This is a genomic window from Streptomyces sp. NBC_00080 (assembly GCF_045041255.1).
GTDB lineage: Bacteria > Actinomycetota > Actinomycetes > Streptomycetales > Streptomycetaceae > Streptomyces > Streptomyces coriariae.
Map to the genome: position 1 here is coordinate 502,177 of NZ_CP108236.1, position 18,801 is coordinate 520,977.

17 protein-coding genes are annotated in these 18,801 nt (G+C 68.5%); 4 read left to right on the forward strand and 13 right to left on the reverse strand.

The window, feature by feature from the left end:
* Window positions 1-109: 109 nt before the first annotated feature.
* The 6 genes from OHU34_RS45980 to OHU34_RS46005 all read right to left on the reverse strand — a co-directional run bounded on the left by OHU34_RS45980 (window position 110) and on the right by OHU34_RS46005 (window position 4,413).
* A complete protein-coding gene (locus OHU34_RS45980) occupies window positions 110-739 on the reverse strand; it encodes a GAF domain-containing protein (RefSeq protein ID WP_235034784.1) in 630 nt (209 codons plus the stop codon).
* The gene (locus OHU34_RS45985; protein ID WP_331733844.1) at window positions 736-1,335 is read right to left on the reverse strand and encodes an ATP/GTP-binding protein; all 600 of its coding nucleotides are present in this window, start codon (window positions 1,333-1,335) and stop codon (window positions 736-738) included. Before OHU34_RS45985 ends, OHU34_RS45980 begins: the two co-directional genes overlap by 4 nt.
* A gap of 5 nt (window positions 1,336-1,340) precedes the next feature.
* On the reverse strand, window positions 1,341-1,754 hold the full coding sequence (locus OHU34_RS45990) for a DUF742 domain-containing protein (protein WP_331733846.1): 414 nt from the start codon (window positions 1,752-1,754) through the stop codon (window positions 1,341-1,343).
* Window positions 1,751-2,230 carry a roadblock/LC7 domain-containing protein gene (locus OHU34_RS45995; protein WP_405772789.1) on the reverse strand — a complete coding sequence of 160 codons (480 nt, stop codon included), beginning with the start codon at window positions 2,228-2,230 and terminating at the stop codon, window positions 1,751-1,753. The genes OHU34_RS45990 and OHU34_RS45995 overlap by 4 nt, the downstream gene beginning before the upstream one ends.
* A 55-nt stretch (window positions 2,231-2,285) precedes the next feature.
* Window positions 2,286-3,773 carry an ATP-binding protein gene (locus tag OHU34_RS46000; protein WP_331733850.1) on the reverse strand — a complete coding sequence of 496 codons (1,488 nt, stop codon included), beginning with the start codon at window positions 3,771-3,773 and terminating at the stop codon, window positions 2,286-2,288.
* A gap of 157 nt (window positions 3,774-3,930) precedes the next feature.
* Window positions 3,931-4,413 (reverse strand): ATP-binding protein, encoded by a 483-nt coding sequence (locus OHU34_RS46005; RefSeq protein WP_331734027.1) that lies wholly within the window; start codon window positions 4,411-4,413, stop codon window positions 3,931-3,933.
* 198 nt (window positions 4,414-4,611) lie between these two features.
* Between OHU34_RS46005 and OHU34_RS46010 the strand changes: the two genes are divergently transcribed.
* From OHU34_RS46010 to OHU34_RS46020, 3 genes are all read left to right on the forward strand, one after another.
* Window positions 4,612-5,895: an XRE family transcriptional regulator gene (locus tag OHU34_RS46010; RefSeq protein WP_331733853.1), complete on the forward strand. Its 1,284-nt coding sequence runs from the start codon at window positions 4,612-4,614 to the stop codon at window positions 5,893-5,895.
* A complete protein-coding gene (locus OHU34_RS46015) occupies window positions 5,892-6,434 on the forward strand; it encodes a GNAT family N-acetyltransferase (protein ID WP_331733855.1) in 543 nt (180 codons plus the stop codon). The genes OHU34_RS46010 and OHU34_RS46015 overlap by 4 nt, the downstream gene beginning before the upstream one ends.
* A 199-nt stretch (window positions 6,435-6,633) precedes the next feature.
* Window positions 6,634-6,954, forward strand: coding sequence for a hypothetical protein (locus tag OHU34_RS46020; protein WP_331733858.1), 321 nt, complete (start codon window positions 6,634-6,636; stop codon window positions 6,952-6,954).
* A 164-nt stretch (window positions 6,955-7,118) separates the two neighbouring features.
* Here the strand turns inward: OHU34_RS46020 and OHU34_RS46025 are convergent, their stop codons facing one another.
* The 7 genes from OHU34_RS46025 to haaT all read right to left on the reverse strand — a co-directional run bounded on the left by OHU34_RS46025 (window position 7,119) and on the right by haaT (window position 16,900).
* A complete protein-coding gene (locus OHU34_RS46025; RefSeq protein ID WP_331733860.1) occupies window positions 7,119-7,721 on the reverse strand; it encodes a DUF4328 domain-containing protein in 603 nt (200 codons plus the stop codon).
* Between the two features lie 1,466 nt (window positions 7,722-9,187).
* Window positions 9,188-10,204: a hypothetical protein gene (locus OHU34_RS46030; RefSeq protein ID WP_331733867.1), complete on the reverse strand. Its 1,017-nt coding sequence runs from the start codon at window positions 10,202-10,204 to the stop codon at window positions 9,188-9,190.
* 547 nt (window positions 10,205-10,751) lie between these two features.
* A complete protein-coding gene (locus tag OHU34_RS46035; RefSeq protein ID WP_331733870.1) occupies window positions 10,752-11,381 on the reverse strand; it encodes a hypothetical protein in 630 nt (209 codons plus the stop codon).
* Window positions 11,382-12,104: 723 nt separating this feature from the next.
* Complete coding sequence (gene haaN, locus OHU34_RS46040) at window positions 12,105-12,578, reverse strand: cyclophane-containing RiPP N-acetyltransferase HaaN (protein ID WP_331733872.1); 474 nt, start codon at window positions 12,576-12,578, stop codon at window positions 12,105-12,107.
* Window positions 12,579-12,652: 74 nt separating this feature from the next.
* Window positions 12,653-13,807 carry an FxsB family cyclophane-forming radical SAM/SPASM peptide maturase gene (locus tag OHU34_RS46045; protein ID WP_331733873.1) on the reverse strand — a complete coding sequence of 385 codons (1,155 nt, stop codon included), beginning with the start codon at window positions 13,805-13,807 and terminating at the stop codon, window positions 12,653-12,655.
* 13 nt (window positions 13,808-13,820) lie between these two features.
* Window positions 13,821-14,012 carry a HaaA family cyclophane-containing RiPP peptide gene (gene haaA, locus OHU34_RS46050; protein ID WP_331733876.1) on the reverse strand — a complete coding sequence of 64 codons (192 nt, stop codon included), beginning with the start codon at window positions 14,010-14,012 and terminating at the stop codon, window positions 13,821-13,823.
* Window positions 14,013-14,119: 107 nt separating this feature from the next.
* Window positions 14,120-16,900: a cyclophane-containing RiPP biosynthesis TPR protein HaaT gene (gene haaT / locus OHU34_RS46055; RefSeq protein ID WP_331733879.1), complete on the reverse strand. Its 2,781-nt coding sequence runs from the start codon at window positions 16,898-16,900 to the stop codon at window positions 14,120-14,122.
* A gap of 389 nt (window positions 16,901-17,289) precedes the next feature.
* Between haaT and OHU34_RS46060 the strand changes: the two genes are divergently transcribed.
* Window positions 17,290-18,714 carry a hypothetical protein gene (locus OHU34_RS46060; RefSeq protein WP_405772794.1) on the forward strand — a complete coding sequence of 475 codons (1,425 nt, stop codon included), beginning with the start codon at window positions 17,290-17,292 and terminating at the stop codon, window positions 18,712-18,714.
* Window positions 18,715-18,801 lie beyond the last annotated feature (87 nt).

The window sequence follows — 18,801 nt, forward strand, 5'->3', positions numbered from 1 at the left end:
TGGTTCCCCCTTTCCTTCCTTGCTGGGCGGCAGCTGCGGCCACGGCAGCGGCGGTGACGGTGACGGTTGAAGCCGGCGGCCGGTGTGGGAGACCGGCCGCGGGGCGGGGTCAGGGCAGGGGGGTGGGGATGTGGAGGAGGTCGGCGGCCGCGCGGGCGCCGTCCTTGACGATGGCCTGGAGACGGCGGGCGTCGTCGAGGGTGCGCGGTTCGGTGTCGATGACGCAGACGGTGGCGAGGACCAGGCCGGTGGCGGCGTCGATGACGGGCTCGCCGAAGTAGCTCTGGATGCCGATGGCGTCGCAGACATGGTTGCTGGCGTAGCGGGGGGAGGCGGCGACGTTCGGCAGCGGCAGGCCGAGTCTGCGCTGGACGACTTCGGGGCAGTAGCCGTGGCCGCGGCTCATGGTGCGGCCGACGAGGGCGTAGCCCGCCTCACGCGGGGGGTTGCGCAGGCCGATGAAGGTCTGTTCCTCGCCGAAGGCGTTCACCATTGCGTAGCGGAATCCTGCACGTTCGCTCATGGTGTCGGCGAGCGCGTCGAGGTCCTCGTGGTCGTGCAGGTGGATGTCGAGTTCCCGCAGGCGGGCCAGGCGGGTGGCCATGTCGGTGAGTTCGGTGCGCGGGTCGGCGGTGAACACCTCCAGCCTGCGCTCGACGGCCCGCCACGCGGGTGCGGAAGCCGGTGCGGGCGCGGGTGGGGTGGGGGTGGTGGGGTGGCCGGGGTGGAAGGTCATCATGCGTCCAGGAGGGCGGTAGGGGCGGCGGGTGCGGTGTCCAGCACGTGCTGGACCAAGGCGAGCAGAACGCCGGCCACGGAGTCGGGTTCGCGGGCGTCGCAGAACAGCACCGGCACGTCGTCGTCGAGGTCGAAGGCCTCGCGGATCTCGCCCAGGCTGCGCGGGGCAGCCTCGGGGAACCGGTTGACGGCGATGACGAAGGGCAGGCCGAGCTGTTCGAAGAAGTCGGCTGCGGGGAAGCTGCCGGCGAGTCTGCGGGTGTCGGCCAGGACGACGGCGCCGAAGGCCCCCTCGGCGAGGTGATGCCAGAAACTCCAGAACCGCGGCTGCCCCGGCGTGCCGAACAGGTACAGCTCGACGGGGTCGGGCAGGTCCCAGCCGACGCGGCCGAAGTCGAAGGCGACCGTGGTCGTCGTCTTGGCCTCAACACCGTCCAGGCTGTCGACGGGCTCGCTCTGCGCGGTCAGGCGCTCCTCGGTCCGCAGCGGCGGGATGTCGCTGATGGCGGCGATGGCGGTGGTCTTGCCGACGCCGAACCCTCCGGAGACCACCAGCTTCACCACCGCACGCTCCGGGCCCTGCGGGTGTACCGGCATGCGGGTCACCCGGCTTTCGCGGCAGCGTCGGGGAACTTGAGCCGCAGCGCAGCCGCGACCGCATGCAGCATCTGCACGTCGGGGCCCTGACCGGACGGCACGTCCGGCACCGGGACCGTGAGCACGCCTGCGTCGATCAGGTCCGAGGCCAGCACCCGGGCCGCAGCGACGTGCAGGCCGGCCATCCCGGCCAGCTCGGCGAGCGGCCGCCGCCTCTGCCGGCACAGCTGAACGATCCGCACACTCTCCGCGGGCAGGCCAGGGCGCGGCGCGCGCCGGCCGGGGCCCAGAACGGTGTGCAGGCTTAAGGGGTGGCGGGGGCGGGTGCGGCCGTTGGTGACCGCGTGCAGGCGCACGACTGTCGCCGTCTCGTCCGCTTGCACCGCTGCTAACGGCCCGGGGTGGGTACTGGAGTTCACTCGCCACCACCGTCCTGGCCGTGGCGGGCGCGCACGGGGGTCGTCATGAACGGGGCGAAGTTCTGGATCAGCCGGCCCACGCTGTAGGCGATCGTGCCGATGTTGGCGTCGGTGCGGGCCAGCACCACCAGCACCGTGGGCACCGTCCCCCCGCTCTTGTTGAAGGCGTGCCCGGTACCGGCGTCCGTGAGGAGGAACAGGGCGTCGTCGCGTTCGATCAGCACCTGCCGTGCAGGCAACTGCGCGCCCATCGGCCCGGCCACGCCCTTGGCCAGCGCGGCCATCCCGGAGAACGCGGCGGCCAGCTGGTCCACCCAGCCGATCTCCATGTGTGAGCAGAACACCTGGGGGAGGCCGTCCCGCGAGGCGAGCAGGGCATCCGTGGCGCCGGGGGTGTCCTTCACGAACTCTTCGAGCAGCCGCGAGATCTGCCCGCGGACCGCGTCGGCGGACACGGCGGAACCTGTGTCGTGCATGTGAGCCATGGCGAAATCACTCCAAACAAGAGCGAGAAAGAGAGGGGAGTGGAGGTCAGGAATCGGTGGCCGGGGCGGCGCCCGGGGCCGGTCCTGCTGTGAGTCCGGTGCTCAGGCCAGTGCGCCAGTCGGCTGCGGCCTGAGGGTTCGCCGCCCGGGCCGGTGCCGCAGGGGTAATGCTTGCGTCCGGCATGGGCCGGGCCACCCGCTGACGCCTCGGCAGTCGGCCGTCACCGCCGGACAACACCGGCTGCTGCGGACCGCGGCCGTCCGGGCCCGGCGCGGACCGTGCCGCCTGCTGCCGCCCGACACCGGCGGGGGAGGGCCCGGCCACGGCGGCCGGCGTCGCGGCGGGGAGCGTGACGGTGCCGAAAGCCGGCTCGATCGGCACGAGATACCGCTCAGGGATGACCACGTGAGCGGTGGTCCCACCCATCGCGTTCACCACCAACTCGACCTGCAGACCATGCCGGGCGGCGATCTTCGCCGTGGTGATCAGCCCGAAGCACCCCGCACGGACCATCCCCGCCACATCAGCCTGCCGGGGATGCGCCAGGAGATGATTCAGCATCGCCCTCTTCCCGGCATCCATCGGCAGCACCGCCCGGTCCTCGACCTCGATCAACAGACCCGCCGCCACCTTCTGCGCCCGCACCATCACGGGGGTCGCCGGATCAGAATGATCCAGCCCGTTGTCGATCAACTCGGCCAGCAGATGCGCCACATCCGGATGCACCTGGGCAGGCAGCGCGAACACCGTCCCGACCTCACCGTTGACCAACTGCACCCGCGGGTACTTCACCACCTCCGACTTCGCACCCAGCAGCACCTTCGCCACCTGCACCGGCTGTCGCGTCTCCCGCAGAGAAGCACCGCCCAGGACCACGGACACGCTCTCCACCATCCGCCGCAGCCGCGTCGCCAAATGATCGGTCCCGTAACTCCAGTTCAGCAGCACAGGGTCGTCGGTCGACCTCTGCAACCCCGTCAAGTACTCCAGCATCTGGTCAATCAACGTGTGCTGGCGCCGGGTCAGACTGCGATGCATGTCCACCAGCAATGCCGCCTGCGACTCGTCATGCACCCGCAACAACGCACCCGCGCCCTGCACATGCAACTGGCCGACCAGATCGACAACCTTGCCCACCGCACCCTCGCCGGCCGACGCAGGCTCCAGCGGCAGCGGCGGCCGCACCCCCTGACACAGCTGATCCGCCGTCCAGATCATCGTCGCCTCAGCAGCGCCCACCGCCTCCGCGACCCGCTGAAACTCCGCCTCGCGCCAGCCCTGGAGAACCGCGGCCACCGCCCGTACGCGGACGAGGCCGACCAGCGCCGCCCCGAGCACACTGCCGGCCACCGCGATGACGAGCTGCGCGGGGCCTAATCGGTACACATACGCGGCCAGCAGGGTCACGCTGAGCAGGACGACCACGCTCACCAGTGGCAAGATCAGCACACTGCCGACCTCGCCGAGCAGGGAGCGGTCTTCCTCGGAACGCTGGCCTCGCCTGCGGCGATGAGAGATGCGACGGGACGACATTGAAGATCCTCAATAGTCGGGTTCTGAGCAAGCGGGAAAGGGCTACCGAGATCGGTTCGACAGGCACACCGGGACGCTGCGGAGCCGACGCCCTTGGGACCGGCAGCGGGGTGGGCTGCCACCCACGACGAGGCCGGCCAGCGCGACGAGGCAGGTGTCACGGTCGCGGCTGCTCCGGCGGTACGACGAGGCTGCACCATGTCTCCGAACCGTCGCCGCTGGTTCCCCACCTGCCGCCGTTCTCCTGGACCAAGGCATCAACCAGAGCGAGACCACGCCCCGACTCAGCGTTGCCGTCAACGTCCTTGCGCGGGGCGTTGCCCGGCATACCGTCGGTGACAGCAATGTGCAGGACGCCGTGCTCGAGACAAAGGCTCAGATCTATCTGGCGGGTGCCACTGTGCAGGACTGCGTTCGTCAGCAGTTCCGAGACGATGAGCAGCACTTCGTCAATGAGCAGGTCCAGGCCGCAATATCTGAGCTTGGCCGCTGCAATCCGGCGCAAGGCTCCTACCCGGGTCGCGTCCTGGGACCGGGGCGGATCGGCACCGTTACGGGGGACGATTTCGATCCGCTCCCTCATCACCTCCCCATCGCGGCGCAGCACCGCGCGGGGCGTTCGTACGGCTGTCGTCGTCATCACGTCCTTCGTGGTCGGATCTGCACTCTCAGCGAGGTAGCGAATGCTGCCGCTAACGGATCGGCTGGCCAGTAACCAGATAACTGCCGTGTGCAGCAGCCTGGTTAGGGCGATAGACGCCGATCCGACGGGACGGCCTAGGGCGATTTGCCCAATGTTTTACCTGACAGATGGGCACCAAGCCGCTACGGTGCGCGCATGACTGCCACGCGCAATGCGGCTCTTGAAGCGTGGATGCGGGAGCACGGCTACAGCTCCAACAGCTTGGCTGATGCGGTGAACAAGGCCCTTGAGGAGCTCACCGGACGGACTGGCGGACTGGACGGCTCTTCGGTCCGAGACTGGAAGGCGGGACGGGTCCGATGGCCTAAAACCGCTACCCGGAGGGCACTTGAGACTCTCAGCGGCATATCCGCCACCGACTTAGGGTTCGTGCCACGGGGCCGGGCTTCATCCACCCCAGCCGCACCGCAGGAGGACCCCGATATGAAGCGTCGCAATCTCATCGGCGGTTTCGCTGTCGCCGCAACAGCAGCCGCCGCCCCCGGCAGCACAGGAACCCGTCGTATTGGCATGAGCGACGTCGGCCGCCTACAACAGCGCTTCGCCGAGGTCATCGCGAGTGACCACCGCTACGGCGGTCAACTCGGCATCGAGGAGCGCGCCGCCGCCCTCGCCGACGAGGCGCTGAACCTTCAGAACGCCGGCAGCGCCACTCAACGCGTGCGCAGTAGCTTGTACGGATGCGCTGCATCGTTCCGCTCTTCCGCGATGTGGGCAGCGATCGACGGCCGCCGCTACGGTGACGCGAAGGCACACATGCGCGAAGCCCAGGCCCTCGCCGAGATGTCCGGAGACCAGGCCATCAAGTTCCGCATCTGGAGCCATGCGGGGGCCATGTACCGGCACGTCGGCCGTCCGGGGGAGGCCTTCGCCGCGAACGATGTCGCACGCAACCTGCACATCACGCGCCGGGACCCCATGTTCGCGTCTCTCGGCCTGGCCCGGCAGGCAGCCATCCACGGAGCCGCGCAGGACCGGGCGGGCACACACCGCGCGCTCGACCAGGCGCAGGACGCTTTGCAACGCATGGACCCAGACGGGTTCCGGCCGGTGTGGTTGCTTGCCTTCTACGACCAGGCGGAACTGGACTCCCTCGCCCTCTCCGCCTTCCTCACACTCGGGGACTACCCGACCGCCGAGTTCCACGCCCACCGCTGCCTGGCCGCCCTGCGGCCTCACATGCGCCGGTCACACGCCATCACCACCACGCGTCTCGCGCATGCCCAACTCGCCCAAGGCGACTTCGAGGCTGCTGCGGATACGGCCATGAAAGTGCCTTCCGACGCGGCTACCCAGCACGCCCGTGTCTCCCGCATGCTGCAAGAATTCGGCGCTGCGCTACGTGCGCGGGCCCCGCGCAGCTCCGTCGCGCAGAGCTGGACCGAGCACGCCCGCGACACTTGGAAGGCCAACACATGACCCCGGCAGCATCCACGATCGAGCTCCGCACGTTCACAGAGCTCGGCCCCGTCCGCGGCGACGTGGTCGACGTATACGCCGAAGTGCGCGCCCCGCTGCTCCACATGCCGAACTACGCGGTCACCGCATTCGGCGAGCGGCTGGACCGACACGGTGCCGAGCCAGGGTTCACGCTCGTCCTTGCGTACGCGGACGAGCAACCTGTCGGATACGCCTACGGCAATCGCATCGAGCACGGTGATCGGTACTGGCAGCGCACGACACCGGAACCGACCCAGGAATATACCCAGCATCCCACCGTGGCCCTGAAAGAGATCGGCGTACGAGACGCTTGGCGGGGGACCGGGACCGCGCGGCGTATGCATGACGCCTTCCTCGCCACGCGAGACGAGCCATACGCGACGCTGATGGTGAACCCGGCGGCCGGCGACGGAAAGGTCCACAAGCTCTACCGGTCCTGGGGCTACCAAGACTTGGGCCAGAGCCAGCCGTCACCCGCGTCACCGGTCCTCACTGTGATGATTCGCCCCGCCCGCTGACGCAGGCGGAGGCCGTCACAATCCTGATCTAACTCCGTCGGGCCTTGCTCGGCGCGCCTGTTGTACCGCGGCGAGCGGGCCCCGTGGCCCGGCGCCCTGGCGAGGCTGTAGGCAGCGTCGGCGGTGTGGGAGCCGTCGGCCCACCGGCCGGCCGGCTGCCCATGCGCGCAGCCCTGGCCGATCTACTGGAAAGCAAATCGTGAGCGACCACGAACCACTCCTGCGACAGCTCATCGACGCCGTGACGTCCGGCGGATCCCTGGACACGGACCCATGGAAGAAGCCCGCTGAGACCGTGCCCAGGCACGAGTTCCTGCGCATCGGCTTCTTCCGCGCGGTGCCCCACACGTCGCCCACCGCCTGGGCCCCGGTACTTCAGGACCAGGATGGCTGGCTCTCAGCCTGTTACGCCGACGAATCCCTGGTCACACAGATCGTTGGCACGATCAGACCAGCCGATATCCACGGCGAGATCATGCGCGAACCCACCAGCTCCAGCACGTCGTGTCAGGAACAGTGATCGACGGCCTGCGCTTCTTCGACTTTCGCGGCTACCACGAACTCAACCGCGAACACGTTCGTTCCTGACTTGATCACCTCGCCAGCGCAATTTTAAAGGCGACGTCATCGTCGTTGGTTGCGGGGCGGACCCGGCACAGGACGACCGGCCCTGCCCGACCTGACTCAGGTCTGGGTCTGAGGCGCGACGGGAACGGCGGCACCGAACGCCACGCTCTGCAGCACCGTGATGCGCTCGATGACCAGCCCTATCAGCACGGCCGCAGCGATCATGAGTGCCTCCGCCACTACGAGGAAGGCCATGGACCCCTGGGCTACCCGGCCCGCCACCACGAGCACCAGCGCGTGCGCGACCCAGGCGACCCACCACAAATTCACCAGTGCCGTGTCTCGCTCCTCCTCCCACGACAGGGAACTCGCGCGCCCGATGTCGAGGACGAGCCGACGGGGGACAAAGAGATTGACCACCGGTATGAACCACGCACCAATCGTCCAGCCCCGACTCGGGACTGAGGCCCGGGGGGTCAGTTCCTGCGCCTTGCGCCGGGAACGGGCAAGCCACACGAGGAACAGCACGATCGCGAGAGTCATCAGATTGAGGAAGACCGTGGACATGAAGCCCGACCTGTGCAAGGAATCGCCCGTGTGATGCAGGTAGTGATCCCGGACCGCCACCGCGCGGAACACGTCCACCACGGCAGCCGCAGCTACCGCGGCCTGCGCAGAGCGGGCAAGGACCCGTTGAGTTTTGAGCGCGGTACTCGTCATCGTCTTTGGCCTGTCTCGGAGGCGGATGTGGCCGCAGCAGAGGCCGAGGCGAAGTGATCATAGAGTTGAATTCCCGCATGCGCGTAGGCTTTTGGATCCTCGCCTCGATCTCACGCGGCAAGGACAACAAGGCCAGGTCGCCGAACGCGCCGTCGGCCACCCCCGCAGCCCCGATGCCCTGCTCCTGGCCACGCACCTGCCCACCCGCCCCGCCCTTCGGCCCCGTGCACGGCGCCGACGTCTGCCGGCACGCCCGGCCTCTGCTCGATGCCGCCGTGCCCTGCCCGCGGCTGAGTGCCCGGCCGAGACGGAGCAGCTGCGCCGAGCGCTGATTGACGCCGGCGAGATCCAGGCCGCCCGCAACTGACGGAACCGGACCGCGCGCCCGCCGAGCTGGCGGAGGACGCCTCGCCGTTCGGCGCCCATCCGCTCTGGTGGTGGGCGCGCCGGGCCGGTGGGCGTGCGCCCCGACTCCGTGGTCAGGAGGCGCGGGCGGCCGATCCCGGTAGCTTTTGATGGTAGACCGCCATGCTGCCGTCGTCCCGGATCATGACGAGGTCGGCACCCTTGCGGCGGGTGGGCGCGGTGAAGCCGTCATCGGAGCCGAGGTCGACCCCGTGGCTGTGGAAGTTGGTGACGTTGATCCAGTCGGGCGCGGTGGTCCCGTTGCGGTGTGCCTCCCGGCTGGCCCACTGGGCGCGGCGGTGGTGAAGGCTTCATCGAGCACGCGTGTGGGGACCATCTGGGCGAGGGAGGAGGCCTGTTCGGTGAGTTCGTAGCGGGCGCCGGTCCCCGTCCCGCCCTACGCGATGGGGACCGGGTGGACGCGGCGGACCAGTTGCGTGCGCTGCGCACGCGGGGGGACGGGGCGTGGCCGCGCTGAGCGATGACGTACTGGTAGGCGTCGAGGTGCGGGCGCTGTGCGGCCGGGCGGATGCCGCAGGCCGGGATGTATTCCTCCAGCCGGTAGTCCTCGATCGTCTCGCGGACGAGGGAGGCGTCCGGCCGTTCCCCCTTCGCGATCCGTGAGCAGTAGGCGAGCAGGCTGTCCGGGCTGTACTTGCTGTCGTCCGGCTTCCCCGTCTCCATGAGATAGCCGAAGTACGTGGCATCCCGTCGTGGTGGTGGGCTGGGCGATCCGGCCCTCCTTCACGCACCACTGCTCGAAGCGCGTGCGCGTTGAGTCACAGTTGACCCGGGTGTTGCGGGCGCCGCGCTCGGTGATCCGCTTCTTCACGCGGTCCGGGACTTTGAAGTCCTTTGTGGTGAAGGGCGGTTCCAGGTTGGCGTGCGGCGGCATCTCGCCTTCGGCAAGGATCGTGTGACGGGTGAGGCGGTAGGTGGCCGGGGCGCCAGCTGCGGCCGCGAGCAGGAGCCGTTCGCGGTCGTCGATGATCTCGGCGTCGTAAACGATGTCGTCCGGGTCGGTCGCTGTAGTCGTCACGACTCCACCCTCTCCATCCGGGTCAGAACTTGGCATACCGAGCGTCGACGCAGTCGCTGCACATGCCGAGGTCGTCTTCCGTGGGTTCGTACGGAGCGCTGCATGAGGCGCAGATGTCGATGGCGTCAAAGTGGTGCCCGCAGCAGCCGCAGAAGATTCGGTACTCCTCTGGTGCAGCAGCTACGAGCACGCCGTTGCGGGCCAGGCCGTCATGGCCGCACTCAGGGCACATGACAAGGTCGACGCTTCCCTCGTGATGGAAGACGTACGAAAGGACTTCCTGGGGACCCCACCAGGTTGCGTGGCAGAAGTGACACTCCGCTACGTCTGCTGTCCCGATGACGACCGCCCACTGATCACACTCCGGACACTTCAGGGTGAGGTCCTGGACGTCCTTCAGTTCCTCGGCGAGCCGATTGAGGCGGGCTTGGATGACGGACTTCATCGAGAGGACCTTGGCGCTGACGGCTTCCAGCTCGGCGTCGATCGCTTCCTGCTGCTCTTCCTCCAAGGTGAGGATGAGTTCTTGGTGCACGAACGCGATGAGGAAGTCGAGGACTTGGGCCGCCCGGCTCTCGATGGCGCGGGCGTTGGCCTTTAGCCCGTAGTGCTGCAGAGCGTTGCGCCACTTCGACAGGATGGCCAGGCTCTTGGCCGATTTGTCACTTACGGATACGTCGGCTATGTCCCTCAATCGGGCGATGGCCCCGCTCGTCGTGCAGCTGTCGAAGTCGCCGGCATCGAACCTCTTGCGGCTGGCCAGCCCGGGGTCCTTGAAGACGAGACTCCAGTGTTCCTCTTGGAGCCGGGCTTTGAGCAGTACCTCCGAGGCGGCCTGGAGGTGCAGGACGGCGTACTTCAGGTCCCGAGGGCTTGGCTGATCCGTACGCAGGTGGTCGGCGACGCTTTGAAGATAGTCGACACCGTTTTGTACCGGGGGGAAGTTAACCTCTTGGGCCGCGGGTGAAGCGGAGGGCGGCTCGGTTTCGGAGCGCGGGGCCGGCACGCCGTGCGGGTCGTTACCTTCACTAATAGTCAAAGCTTGAATCCTTCCCTGCCGCGGGCTTCCTGACGGCCCCTCAGTACCTTGTATTTTGTCGCGCTTATGTCGAGGCCGCACATGCCCGTGCGGAGGGTGAGGAGTACCGGCCTGCGCTTGCGGCGGGCGCTGGGTCTGACTGCGGATCAGGTCGGCGCATTCCGGGATGTGGGCGCGTACGTGGCCGCGGTGGAGGCGGGGACGGTGGACGGCGAGGAGCTGCAGGCCCGAAATGCGGTGATCCGGTTTCACTTGTGTGAGTTGGGCGAGCAGGAGCGCCGGGCGCTGCGGCGCATGCTGAGGCGGGGGCAGGATCGGCGGCGCCGGGCGCGGCTGGCTGCCGTGGAGCGGGAGACGCACACGCGGGAGGAGATCGGTGAGCGGGACCATTGGGAGTGCGGGCATTGCTTGACGCCTGTGCCGCGCGAGGCCGATCCGCGTGACCCGCGTGCGCCGCAGGTCGACCACATCACGGCGATAGCCGAGGGTGGGGCGGATAAGCGGGCCAACGTGGCCCATCGCCGCCCGCGGACCGCATGGGCCGGTATCAGCGGCTCGATCCGGACCCCCAGGGAACCAGACGCGCCCAGAACGACGGCGGCGGCTGCAGCGCGGCGCGGGCGGCCTGCCCGAAGGTGGCCATCGCGCGTTCGTAGCGGGCCGTGTCATCGATGGCGCTGGCTGCGCTCATGACTGCTTCAACAGCTTCAACCAAGCGCTCGTTCTGGTGGCGCATCAGCGGGGTTGCGGCCGCCCCGAGCTGGACGGTTGATGCCTGCAGGCTGGCAAGAGCAATCTTGCGGGCGTGGACCTCACGGCTTATGAGTTGTGCCGCGTCACGGAGGCCAGCCGCGTAGCGCCAGTTGTCGGTGCGCCCGTGTGCTTCCGCGCTGGCCCAGCCGCCGAAGGCTCCGAGCATGACGATGCCGGTCGCACGCCACTTCTCCTTGGGGCCTTCCCAGATGTGGTCGCTGACGTTGGCGGCGGCGCGGACTGCGATTGCGGCGGTGATGAAGGTGTCCACTTTGACCTGCAGTGCCGCCCGGTCCGTGGCGCGGTCCTGCCGGTCGCGGGAGCGGTTGGTCAGCCCATTCGTCATGAGGACGACCAGGAAGGCGGCCAGGACCTGCAGGAGGGTGTTGGCGTGACCTGTGATGGTCGCGATGGTGTCGTGCACAGGTGAAGCTTCGGAGCCGGGAGTGCCCGCGCAAGGCGTTGTGGCGGTTCTGGAGCAGAAGCAGGACCGAGTCGCGACCGGTCAGCCGCGGGCGGCCGCGCGAGTGGCGACGGTGAAGTGCGCGCCGACAAGCGCTTCCTCAAGGGCACGGCGTCCAGCCGGTCCTGTACGACCTGGCGTAGCCACTCGGCCGGCTCCTGGCCCTCGCGCTCGGCGGCCGCGGTGATGCGCTCCATGTCAGCGTCGGCCCCGCCGACGGAAATGCGTGGGCGGGAACGCCTGATAGGAGCCTCCCTGCGGCTGCCCGCCTGGCAAACTCAAGGTGTCTACTCGCACCTGCGTCCACGGCAGCTTGTGTCACGCCAGCGTTGACTGGCACTCCTCGCACCGCCGTACTGCTTGCCTCGCGGTGTTGCCCTCTGTAGCGGTCGCTGGGTGGCTGTTGCTCAACCGGTCCCAGAGTCCGGCCGGAGGGGAGGGGATCCAGCCCCAGCGCGGCGCGGTCACGAGATCTTCGGTCAGGTGGGTGCAGGCTCCGGGAAGGTGTGCGTACCGCGTCGGGGAGATCAGAATCGTGTCCCCAGCGAAGCGCCGCCACTCCAGCCGGGGCGAGGTCGCAGCGTGCGCCTTCGGCGTGGATCCGTCGGGCGGGCACGCACAGCCCAGACCGATGACGAAGTCACAGCGATCGCAACGCACTTCCGACACAGCCCTGCCCCGCCCTCACGTCGTACCAGTCTCCACACGGTAGACGACCTTCCCGTCGAACTCCGTGAACCCCAATGACTTGTAGAAGTCTCGCGCGCCGGGGTTGTCGCGGTCCGTCATCCACTCGACCCGGCTGCATCCGGGGCGTGCGGCGGCCAGGGAACGGAGCTCGCCCATGAGGCGGGCGCCGACGCCCTGGCGGCGGAGGGTGTCACGGACATAGAGCTCTTTCAGGAACAGGGAGTGGGAGGAGCCTGCCGCCGGCCAGAGGAACGAGTAGGCGGCGAGCCCGACGAGAGCGCCAACCTCGTCCTCGACCAAGAGCGCGCATGCCAGCGGCGGGGAGCCGAAGAGCGCCTCCTCCACCTGGGAGCGTCGCTCTTCGAGGGGCTGGATCTCGGTCGATCCGTAGAACCGCTCGATTTCCTCGATCAGTTCGGCCAGGGCCTCGATGTCGCTCCTGTCGGCCGGGCGGATCGTCACGGTCATCGAGATCTCCTGTCGCTCTTCGCTTCACTTGCTCGTTCCAACACATGATCGTGGTGTGACATCACGGCTTGTGACTACGGGGGCGCCGCCGCGTGTGGGGCCCAGCCGTACTGGCGCAGGGAGCCCTGAACATGCCGGATGAGGTACTCCAGATCCGCGCAGTAGACGGAGGGATTCCGGTAGCCGTGTTCGGTACTGAAGCGGTGCGGCAGGTAGCCCCCGCCGCATATCTCCACCAGAGGACAGCTCTGGCACTGTCCGGCGAGCACGGTCTTCCCGCCTTGCCGGTGCAGGAGCTTCGGATGGTGAAGGACCTCGTCGAAGGACTGTCTGAAGACGTCGAGCCCCAACCAGGAGGCGCCATCCTCGACGGACCGCAGGGTGTCCACGCCCTCGATCGTGCCGTCCGACTCGACCACGATGCTCGTCGGCGGGGCCAGGCCGAGGGACTCAACCGAGCCACGTACGCCGGAGCTCAGCGCCACGATGTCCTCCAGCATCCGCACGCTGTGCTGATGCTCCGGTCGGGTGAGCCAGGCGTCGTAGACGCGGCTCATCCACAACCCGTACTCGGGTACACGTGGGTCGTTGCGATGCGGCGGCTCGTCATGAGTCCCGTGCGGCAGACCGAAGTCGATCGCAGGCGGCTCGAAAGATGCCAGGTAGTCGTGGACCTCGACCGGATCGTTGGCCAGGTCGACGACGGCGAGTAGCCCTGCGAACAGGTGCGGCCGGGACCGCAGCAGCTCGACTCCGCGGACGGCCGAGGCGGCGCTCGACCGCGAGGTGTGAGTCAGCCGATGCCGGTCATTTGCAGCAGGCGGCCCGTCGAGACTGACGCCCACGACGACCTCGCACTGCTCGAAGAGGTCCAGCCACGGATGGGTGAGAAGGGTCCCATTGGTCTGCAGTTCGAAACGGACAACCACACCTGCCGGCACACCTCCCCGTACGGCGCCGAGCAGGTCCGCCATGTGCCGGGGGCCGGTGAGCAAAGGCTCACCGCCGTGCAGTACTACGTGTACCTCCCGCAGACCGTGTGCCGCCGCGTGCTCACCGATCCGCCGCCCCGCGGCTTGGGCCACGGCCACACTCATCCGGGCGGGCAGATGCCGCCACGCCTGGTCCGCGGAGTTGAAGACGTAGCAGTAGTCGCAGTCGATGTTGCAGCGGTTGGCGACCTTGAGAATGAACGACCGAAAGGGGGCGATGTCCTCGCGAGGCGTCATCGAGGGGTAAGGCTCACAGAGGCCAGGTCCAGATCAGCGAAGCCTGGTGGCCACCCTCGCCAGTACGGTTCGACGTGGACTGCTCGGCCGCCAGCCGCTGCCGTACGCGGACGGCAACACGATCCAGGACGACCGAACCGTGGGCGTCGCACGCCCCGGCGGGCGCCGAACCGTGCGACGAGGGAACGGGCGTGCGTGACGGCATTCGACGCTCCTCGATGCACTACAAAGGCAATTGAGCCAGCAGACCAGCACGCAACGTAGCAGCACCGGCACCATCGTCGGCATACCGAATCCGGCCACGTGCCCGGCTCACCCGGCCCGCGGCGGCGCAAGCAGCCGTTCCAGGGCATCTGCCGCCCCGCCCACGCCCAACCGCCGGTACTCATCGAGTGCTGCACGCAGAGATTCCTCGGCCCGCGCCCGCTCTCCGGCCGTCCAGTCGCCACGGCCGATCCCCTCCAGAGCCCGTGCCTTCTCCAGCGGGCAGCGGATGTCCCGGGCCAGCCCCAGTGCCTGCTCGAAGAGTGCGCGTGCGGGGGCCCAGTCACCGCAGGACCGCAGTAGCGTCCCCCAGTGGTTCAGGACCTCCGCCTCACCGCACCGGTCGCCGAGCTCCCGCAGGATCTCCAGACTCCGCCGGAACGACTCGACGGCACCGTCCCGCTCCCCGGCGTCCCCCCGTGCCACACCCAGCTCGCCCAGCGAGGCGGCTTCCCCACCACGGCTGCCGAGATCGCGATACGAGCCCAGCGCGTCATTCAACAGCTGGACAGCCCCAGTGACGTTCCCGTCCATGCGGTCCAGTACCCCGAGGTGGCGGATGCTGTTCGCGCGGCCGAACCGTTCGCCAAGCTCAGTGAAGTACTCCAGCGCCCGGCTGTGTGCCTCCCGCGCTCCAGGTAGATCGCCGGTCAGACGCCGTACGACTCCGAGTTCGTTGAGGGCGTATGCCTGGTGGACCCGGTCGTTGAGCTCCCGATAGATGTCGAACGCCTCATGATGGTGCTGTGCGGCCAGCTGGTAGTCGCCCAAGAGACAGTGCACGATGCCGAGGTCCCGCAGGGAGTTGGCCTCCCCGTACCGGTCGCCCAACTCACGGTAGATCGACAGCGCTTCGGTCTGCGCCTCCACCGCCGCGTCGAACCGGCTGGTCTGCCGGCGCACCATGCCGAGGTCCGCGAGTGCGTTCGCCTGGCCGAGGCGGTCGCCGAGCTCGCGGTAGAGCTCGAGGGCATCGACCTGGGCCCGTGCGGAGGCATCGTTGTCCGCAATCATGTACCGGACGATGCCCACCTGGTTCAGAGCGTCTGCCTTACCTCGCTTCTCGCCGACCGCCTCGTACTCGGCCACCGCCTCGTTCAGTGCCTCGATGGCCTCGGGGTAGGACGCCATGAAACGCCGTACGACTCCGAGCTCGGCCAGCGCGTCTGCCAGCGCCCGCCGGTTGCCGGTGTGCCGAGCGGCCTCGGCGGCTGTCCGGTGGAGGCCAACGGCCTGGTCCCAGGGGCCGGCCTGACGCAAGAAGGGCGCCATCGCCGCAGCCATGCGGATCACCAGCTCATGCAGCGCGAGGTCATTCGCCCTCCGGATGCAGGCCAACACGTTGGACCGCTCGTCCTCCAGCCAGCGCAAGGCCGCCGTACGCGACTCGACGGGAGGGGTCTCGACCTGGGCGGCGCCACCCCGAGGTGGCGGAGAGGCCGCGCCACTGCGGCCGATGTGGCGGTTCGCGACAGCCAGGGCGGCCAGGTAGTAGGTGCACACGCGCTGAACGGCCTGAACGGCTTCCATATCGCCTCCCTCGTCGGCGAGACTGCGGGCATAGTCGCGTAGGAGATCGTGAAGCCGGAAGCGACTTCCTGGGTGCTCGTCGATCAGATGGGCGTCGTAGAGCACGTCGAGTTGCTCACGGGCCACCGCCACTGAAACCGAGCCGAGCGCGGCCCCGGAGAAGACGTCGAGGTCGGTGCCAGGGTAGAGGCCGAGACACCGGAAAAAATGCTGCCGCTCAGGTGCGAGGTCCTGGTAGGACAGGCTGAATGTTGCGGCGACCCCACGTTCCCCAGCCCGGAGCTCTCCCAACCGGTCACGGGTCGCGGCCAGCCGCGTACGCAGATCCTCGGCACCCCACGAGGGGTGATGGCGCAGCCGCGCGGCGAGCAGCGACACCCCGAGTGGCAGATACCCGCACAGCGCCACCAACTGCTCCAAGACGACACGATCGAGTGAGGCCGCCGGCCGTCCACTGAGTCGCACGAAGAGGTCGATCGCATGCTCCGGCGGCAGCGCCCCCACCGGCAGGACCACCTCTTCGTACGCAGCCAGCCGCCTCCGGCTGGTCACCAGCACAAGACAGCCGCTCCCGCCGGGGAGCAGCGGCTCCAGCTGCCGATAGCTGGCCGCGTTGTCGAGGATGAGCAGCGCCTTCTTGTCCGCGAGCTGGCTCCGCCACATGGCCGCCCGTGCCTCGGTGACCGCGCCAAGGTCATCGCCGACGGGGATGCGCTGCGCCGGCACTCCGGTCGCCGCCAGCAAGGAGGCCAGCGCTTCGGTGGCCTGTACGGGGGGTCTTCCCGTGGTGTGCCCGTTGAGGTTCACGAAGAGCTGACCGTCCGGAAACCGCTCCGCCAGCACATGCCCCGCGTGCACGGCGAACGTCGTCTTCCCTACCCCCGGCATTCCGTCGATCACATGCACAGGCAACGCCTCGCCCCTCTCCTGCGAGTTACGTACGGACCGCACCAACGCCTCCAGCTCGGCGGACCGATCGGTGAACGCGGTGGTATCGCGTGGCAGAGACCTCAGCACGAGGGCAGCACCCGGAGGCTCCGCCCCTCCCCCCGGCCGGGGCGTCGGATCAGCGGGGCGTTCCGGCGTCCCTGACTCCGACAGCGCCGCAAGCAGCACGGCCAGCCCGACCATGGCCGCGCCCAGCACAGCGAACGAGAACCAGGCATGGCGCTGCAACCACCCCAGCCACCCGGGCCACTCCGACTCGGACACCGCGTTCGTGACGAGCCCGACTAGCATCGTCGTCACGGCTCCGCCGGCGGCCACGACGGCGACCGTGATCCCCCGCCGGAGTCTCATGCGTGGGTCGTCCTGCCGGAGCAGGGATGGTCCCGGTTTGGCTGGCCGCCTCTGGCGCGGCACAGCCCTCCCACTGTAGATCTGGTCACGAAGGCAACCCCCGAATCCGACGCCTCAACGCGCATAAGCGGATCAGCTCTCGCGGAACCTGGTCAAGGTCGGCTCCCCGCCACACAGCGGCCCCTATCAGCCAATTTGCATGTGCCTTTCGATCGGGCGCACCGACGCCGCCTCCACGGAGTCAGCCAGAAGACCAGGTGAACGTGCTGCTGGTAGCGAGCAGAGAGTGATCGCCCGCGATAATTGTGTAGTCAGCCCTGGTAGCGTCGCCAAACGCTTGATCACGGGCGCCCGTGAGGGTTGCCATGGGGGCGAAGGGGGAGAGCGACATGCGTGTGGCCACGTCGGTAGGCGGGGTCCTGTTGGCGGCAGCTTTGGCGGCGGGCTGTAGCGGCGGCAACGGTGACAGTCGCGACCAGGACAAGAACGGGTTCGCTCAGCCGAGCAATGAGGCGAAGCCGCTCGCTGAGCTGCACGTGCCGTCGGCCTACGACCCCGCCAAAGGCTGGGACGCAACCTTGAACTGGGTTCCGGGTGCAGTGCGGACGATTCCCGTGACGGCCGCACCGCGCTCCGGTGCGATCGCCATGCTGCACGTCGCCTCGAACGGCTACACCGTCGAGGCGAAGGCTGCCGACACCGGCAAGGCCCGCTGGATTTCCGCGCCCTGGAACCCGCCCACGCCGGTCGAGGGTGCGGAGGGGGACGCGGAGTCCGGTGAGTTGGGAGAAATCCCGGATGTGACGGCGGTCGAGCAGGACGGGCGTGAGTACGTGCTCGCGTACGCGCACGGAATGCGGGGCAAGGACTCTCTCCACGAGGGGGCGGAGGTAGTGCGGCTCGCCGTGTACGCCGCCGACGGCTCGGGCACCTCGGTCAAGCCGCTGCGGGAGATCGATGTCCCCGTCTCGGCGGACCCCGGCCAGGTGCATGTGGGATCGACTGGTGGGCGAGTCCTCGTTGCCTGGGGCGGGAGCGAGGCCTTTCCCCGCTCCGCCTCGGCGGTGGACGTGGCGACCGGAAAGGTCGACTCGTACCAGAAGCCGAACGGGCTCCTTTCCCAGTGTGCAACGACGGTGGCATGCTCCAGCACCCGCGTGACGGCAGCCACGCCGGACGGCCCGCTGGTCAGCATGGGTACCGGAGGCTTCGGCATCCCGGGTCGCTGGTTCAGCGACGACGTGCGCCCGCACGGCCTCGAAGCGAAGACAGGCATTGTCGGTTCCTGGAATGGCGATGCGTACGGCGTCGCCGACGGCAACCTCCTCGTCGGCTGGTCGAGGGGCGGCAAGTTTGGCGCTCCGAACGACCCGCTGTGGTCGGTGCACGATGTGCGTACGGGCAAGCTCCGGGCCAGCATGATCTGTGCGCATCACGTCGCGGACTCCAATGAAGCTCGCGACTACCCCGTGATTACTTCGCCGGACGGCCGCTACCTGGCAGCCGGACCAGTTGTCTTTGATCTGAAGCGAGGCAAGGGCACTTGCCTGGAGGGGGACGGCGACCGCAAGACGATCGCGCTCGCCGCGATCCGCGACGACGGCACGGCTTATGGGGCGGTCCTGGGGAAGTCGGCGGCCAGCAGCTCGGAGGCGGTCGTCGCGGAGCTGGACCTGGCGACTGGCACAGGGGAGCCGAAGGTTCTCGATGCAGGCGTGCGAGTTCCGTACCTCACCAGCGTGAACGGGTCGGGCCTGTTCCTTGATCGTGATGACGATGCGAATGTACGGGTTTCGCTGCGGCGTGAACGTTGACACCCGCGTCTCCGGTTGCGCGGCGAGTAGTGACCGCCCATCCACTGAGCGCTCTCTATCCGCCGAGGCATAGCGCGTGGTCCAGTG

What these genes read in the sequence shown, in the direction of transcription:
- OHU34_RS45980 (WP_235034784.1), bottom strand. Translation starts at nt 739, where the DNA reads ATGATGACCTTCCACCCCGGCCACCCCACCACCCCCACCCCACCCGCG.
- OHU34_RS45985 (WP_331733844.1), bottom strand. Translation starts at nt 1,335, where the DNA reads ATGCCGGTACACCCGCAGGGCCCGGAGCGTGCGGTGGTGAAGCTGGTG.
- OHU34_RS45995 (WP_405772789.1), bottom strand. Translation starts at nt 2,230, where the DNA reads ATGCACGACACAGGTTCCGCCGTGTCCGCCGACGCGGTCCGCGGGCAG.
- OHU34_RS46000 (WP_331733850.1), bottom strand. Translation starts at nt 3,773, where the DNA reads ATGTCGTCCCGTCGCATCTCTCATCGCCGCAGGCGAGGCCAGCGTTCC.
- OHU34_RS46005 (WP_331734027.1), bottom strand. Translation starts at nt 4,413, where the DNA reads ATGACGACGACAGCCGTACGAACGCCCCGCGCGGTGCTGCGCCGCGAT.
- OHU34_RS46010 (WP_331733853.1), top strand. Translation starts at nt 4,612, where the DNA reads ATGACTGCCACGCGCAATGCGGCTCTTGAAGCGTGGATGCGGGAGCAC.
- OHU34_RS46015 (WP_331733855.1), top strand. Translation starts at nt 5,892, where the DNA reads ATGACCCCGGCAGCATCCACGATCGAGCTCCGCACGTTCACAGAGCTC.
- OHU34_RS46025 (WP_331733860.1), bottom strand. Translation starts at nt 7,721, where the DNA reads ATGACGAGTACCGCGCTCAAAACTCAACGGGTCCTTGCCCGCTCTGCG.
- haaN (WP_331733872.1), bottom strand. Translation starts at nt 12,578, where the DNA reads ATGACCGTGACGATCCGCCCGGCCGACAGGAGCGACATCGAGGCCCTG.
- OHU34_RS46045 (WP_331733873.1), bottom strand. Translation starts at nt 13,807, where the DNA reads ATGACGCCTCGCGAGGACATCGCCCCCTTTCGGTCGTTCATTCTCAAG.
- haaA (WP_331733876.1), bottom strand. Translation starts at nt 14,012, where the DNA reads ATGCCGTCACGCACGCCCGTTCCCTCGTCGCACGGTTCGGCGCCCGCC.
- haaT (WP_331733879.1), bottom strand. Translation starts at nt 16,900, where the DNA reads ATGAGACTCCGGCGGGGGATCACGGTCGCCGTCGTGGCCGCCGGCGGA.
- OHU34_RS46060 (WP_405772794.1), top strand. Translation starts at nt 17,290, where the DNA reads ATGCGTGTGGCCACGTCGGTAGGCGGGGTCCTGTTGGCGGCAGCTTTG.